Origin of the sequence: Coprococcus sp. AM11-30B, from assembly GCF_027674365.1 — a bacterium.
GTDB classification, from domain to species: Bacteria; Bacillota; Clostridia; order Lachnospirales; family Lachnospiraceae; genus Allocoprococcus; species Allocoprococcus comes.
The window spans coordinates 1-4,366 of record NZ_JAQDVB010000048.1; the positions used below are offsets into that span (position 1 = coordinate 1).

4 protein-coding genes and 1 pseudogene are annotated in these 4,366 nt (G+C 36.0%); 1 reads left to right on the plus strand and 4 read right to left on the minus strand.

The features are described 5' to 3' along the window. Positions 1-27: 27 nt before the first annotated feature. Positions 28-159: a hypothetical protein gene (locus tag PGU50_RS17790; protein ID WP_270235156.1), complete on the minus strand. Its 132-nt coding sequence runs from the start codon at positions 157-159 to the stop codon at positions 28-30. 300 nt (positions 160-459) lie between these two features. Here PGU50_RS17790 and PGU50_RS17795 point away from each other — a divergent pair. Then, a pseudogene (locus PGU50_RS17795) lies at positions 460-1,662 on the plus strand (tetratricopeptide repeat protein); the annotation flags it as partial. Positions 1,663-1,698: 36 nt separating this feature from the next. Here the strand turns inward: PGU50_RS17795 and PGU50_RS17800 are convergent. Genes PGU50_RS17800 through PGU50_RS17810 form a run of 3 tightly spaced genes read right to left on the minus strand, consistent with a single transcriptional unit; the run spans position 1,699 to position 4,298 of the window. Further along, positions 1,699-2,571 (minus strand): ATP-binding cassette domain-containing protein, encoded by an 873-nt coding sequence (locus PGU50_RS17800; RefSeq protein WP_270247637.1) that lies wholly within the window; start codon positions 2,569-2,571, stop codon positions 1,699-1,701. A gap of 3 nt (positions 2,572-2,574) precedes the next feature. Next, positions 2,575-3,231 carry a transporter gene (locus tag PGU50_RS17805; RefSeq protein ID WP_270247639.1) on the minus strand — a complete coding sequence of 219 codons (657 nt, stop codon included), beginning with the start codon at positions 3,229-3,231 and terminating at the stop codon, positions 2,575-2,577. Next, complete coding sequence (locus PGU50_RS17810; protein ID WP_270247641.1) at positions 3,228-4,298, minus strand: ABC transporter permease subunit; 1,071 nt, start codon at positions 4,296-4,298, stop codon at positions 3,228-3,230. Before PGU50_RS17810 ends, PGU50_RS17805 begins: the two co-directional genes overlap by 4 nt. Positions 4,299-4,366 lie beyond the last annotated feature (68 nt).

Genomic DNA, 4,366 nt, shown 5'->3' on the forward strand with positions numbered 1-4,366 from the left:
CAACCTGTATAAAATTTTCAATGTTCTTCAATTTAGCCTTGACTTTTTATTTGCAGGCTGTTTTTCTTCCTCCAACTCCCGGAGGACTTCATCGCCGTACTTATCAATCATCCGTACCAGAAAATCAATGCACCGCTCAAATTCAATATTCTGTTGCATAAGCTCCTCCCGTCATTGTTTTGATCTGAGCTTATTTTACAGAACCTGCCTGAAAACCACATTGAATAGAAATTGGTTGTAAATTGACACAATCACTTTAAAAATATCCGTATTTTCTTGAATCGAATGTACGTTCGTGTTATGATAGATATACTCAATCTTAACTACGAAAGGGGAATTTCTATTGAATCGATGCGATTTTTCTTCTATTAGCACTTGCTTAAAAAATCATATCAGCGAAAGTAATCAAATGAGTCAGCCTGATTTTTTATACGAATTATTTGAAGATTTTATGGATGATCCGGCAATCTTCATCAGGATATTACTGACATGGATTTTATTGACGATCCGCCGGAAAGCACTGACCAGGAACGGTTTCAAAGACATAACCGTTTTCTGCATTCCCTGAAATCTGATACTCTGCTTATCATAGATAATTTTAATGTCACTGCCGCACAGGACAGTTTTCTGTCAGTAGTATTAAAATATCGCTGCCAGATTTTGTTTACAACCAGAAGCAAACTGGATGAATACTGTACTCTGCCATTAAAAGAAATAGAGGATATGAACGCTCTCTTCCAGCTGACATCAGTATTTTATTCAGAGGCAGACACGTACCGGGCAACAGTTGAAAAGATCATCGAAACTGTTCACTCTCATACTTTTGCCGTGGAACTGGCAGCAAAACTTCTGAAAAATGGAATCTCAACTCCAGACCAGTTATTAACAAGACTTCAGTTGGAAAAAGCAGCTTTCCATAACGAAGATAAAATTAAAATAATCAAAGATGGACAAAGCAGCAAGGCCACCTATTACAGTCATATCCATACGCTGTTTTCGTTATACACTTTATCTCTTAAACAGCAGGATATCATGTGTAATATGTGCTTTCTTCCTTCCACCGGTATTTCTGCCCGTATATTTGCCAAATGGCTGGAACTGCCCACACTAAATGAAATCAACGATTTAATTGAGACTGGTTTCGTTCAGACAACAACACGTCGCACTATCTCTCTGCATCCGATGATTCAGGAAATCACCCTTTCAGAGACAAAACCATCTGTAACTCGCTGCCACATATTACTGGATTTTCAGGCAACTCTTGAAACCAAACCTGAAAAAACAATAAAACTGGAAAAAGATGCGCTTCATATAAATGACAGCATACCTAAGATTGCCAATTATGCACTGTTCCTGACAGAACAGCAGGAACCCGAAAGAGGCATCTCCGAATTGCAAAAATTATCCGGCATCATCAAGGAATACCATTCCGATGACTGTCTGGATTATGCCAAAGTACAGGAAACCCTTGGAACCATTTATCTGATGACTACCAATCTTCCGCAAGCCAAAACACATTTTAAAAGAGCTTTCAAAATATATGAAAAAATCTGGGCTGATGAACCAGAAATGATTGAAGCAAAATATCAGGAGATTCAGGAGTTATATCCACAGATTGGATTTTCCATTGGAAAAACTCTATCCGGTCTTTTAACAAAATAAGTACAATTTACGGCGGGCAACTGCCCGCCGTTATATTCAACTATTCGTCAAATAAATATATGCATCTTCCAAAGTGATATCATTATCCAGAACACAATTCTCATTTGGCTTTCCTTTGCTTAATACTTTCATATGAATTCCATTTTCTACATACTGCTTAGATGATATAGAATAATTGGCTTCTAACAAACGGGCTTCTTTTGCATTTTGTACCGTACAATTCCAAACACAGCCCTTTGCATTTTCCAGCAACCCACTCACGCTTCCAGAATATAAAAAACTTCCTTTTTTCATAATGGCAAGCTGTGTACAGGTTGCTGCTAAATCTTCTACTACATGAGTGGAAAACAGCACAGTTCTATCCTTTGAAAAATCAACCAAAAGATTGCGGATCCTGATTCTTTCTTCCGGATCTAACCCGGTGGTAGGTTCATCAATAATCAAAAAATCCGGATTATTAAGAAGTGCCTGTATGAGTCCGACACGTCTCTTCATACCACCAGATAATTGCCGCATTTTTTTATTCTGATGCTCTGTAAGAGAAGTCTTTTCCAAATAATATGTAATTCTTTGTTTGAGGTCATTTGTGGATACTCCTGATAGTCCACCCATATATACAAGGCATTCTTTCACCGTAAGATTCGGATATAAGTCGATTTCCTGTGGAAGATAACCAATCTTTTTCTGTATTTTTTCATAATTCCCCTCGTTATACAGAATTCCATCAAGCGAAACCAATCCTTCCGTTTGTTTTAAAACGGTTGTAAGAACCCTCATCAGCGTGGTTTTTCCCGCACCATTCTCTCCCAAAAGTCCGTAAATTCCCTTAGGTATTTCAAGAGATGCCTTATTTACTGCAACTACACCATTTTTAAATCTAACTGTTAAATCATTTATTCTAATACTCATAATCTATCCTCTTTTCTTTAAAGCCATTGGTAATACTGCAAATAAAAACAGCCCCGCTATAAAAGACACAAGCGTTCCATAAATCCAACTCTCGGACATTAATTGAGTAGGTTCACAAAAGCTGAAAGAAAACAATCCCAGATTTCCGAAAAATGAACTTCCCGCTTTTGATATAAGTCCAATGACAATTCCAAATAAACATCCAATACCTGCCCACATATTTCGAAGCAATGTACACAAAATCACAGAGCATATACTCCAAAGCCAGATAGTTCCAAACATTGCAATGAAATATAAAAGAAATATCTGAATACCCGAAATGCCTTCGTTTACACTGCCCGGTTTTTGCCAGAAAAATAAAACATATCCAACACAGGAAAGTATTAATAAATATAATATTTGAACGCCCACTCTCTTTGATATTACTTTTAACTGCTTTTTTTGATCATACAAATGAAATACATCGGCACGCTTACTTTTTACTTCCATCAAATATGTATCACTACAAAAAATAATTGTTAAAAATGCTATTGGAGACTGAATTGCTGAACCGATTTCTTCATAGTATATAATCGGATGAATAGCACACAATATCAGTATAAATGCACATGAATAAAAAATCTTATATAATGACAGGCAGTTTTTTAGTTCCGTTTTCAATAAACCCTCCTCCTTTTCCAGATTGCAACAGAAATACATACTAATATAACTGATGAAATTACAAGAATAATCTGATTTATGTTTGACATTTTGGCTGCATGTGTTTCAAAAAATCTGCCAGGGAATCGCACCATAATAGAGAACGGTCTCATATAATAAATATCATTCTTCATGGTCAGCATATTTGAATATATAATGTGTAAAAACAAGATTGGTGCTGCCGGAAGCGGATTTTTAAATATTACTGCTGTAATTGTATAGACACAACATATCATCAAAAGATTCGGAACAATATAGATCAGAGAATTCACGCAAAAATCAATTGGTATTACCGGAAAGCCCGATTCTAAAGACGTTTTCAAACACAGCATAAAGAATATAACATTCAAAATCACTAATACTCCCAGCATACTAATGAATCCGCTTATTACTTTCCCACATATATATTGGATTGCCGTAACAGGCTTTGTATGTAATAATTCATAGGTACTTTTTCGTGTATCCTGAATAAATAAAAATGATAGCAAGACTGTTGCAAAAAAGGCCATATGCAATCCTGCAAAATCCGTGAACTTTTTGGCAAAGTACCAGGAAAAAGAATGTTCGGATAATTTCCGCTCGATATAATGATTGATTTCTTCTGCTGTCCCCTTATGAATTTCAAGGTCCTCATAAGCATATATTGCATTATAATAGCCATATTGGGATTCCAAAAACCCAGAAGCAGTCTTTACATCCATATTCTGAATTTCTTTCATTATATGATCTGCTTCCTGTCTGCTAAATCCAAAACCATTTTGGGATGTGTCCATTAACGTCTCTTTGATCGTATCTTCCCACTCCCTTCTTCTTTCTTTATCATCAGATGTGGGAATATACCCATCCATGACATCGGCATCTTCCAATGCTACTTCATTTTGTGTGACCTGTTCATTCTGTTTGATATAATGAATTTGCAAATACGGTGACAGGCATTGATACATACTGGCGACTATAATAATCAAGCCAATCCACAAAACAGGGTTCTTTAAATAATCAAGTATACTTCTTTTTATGATTGTTTTCATTGTATCTCTTCCTTTCTACTACAATATATTTATGGTTAATATCCCTTACAGCCAGTAAGGAATTATCC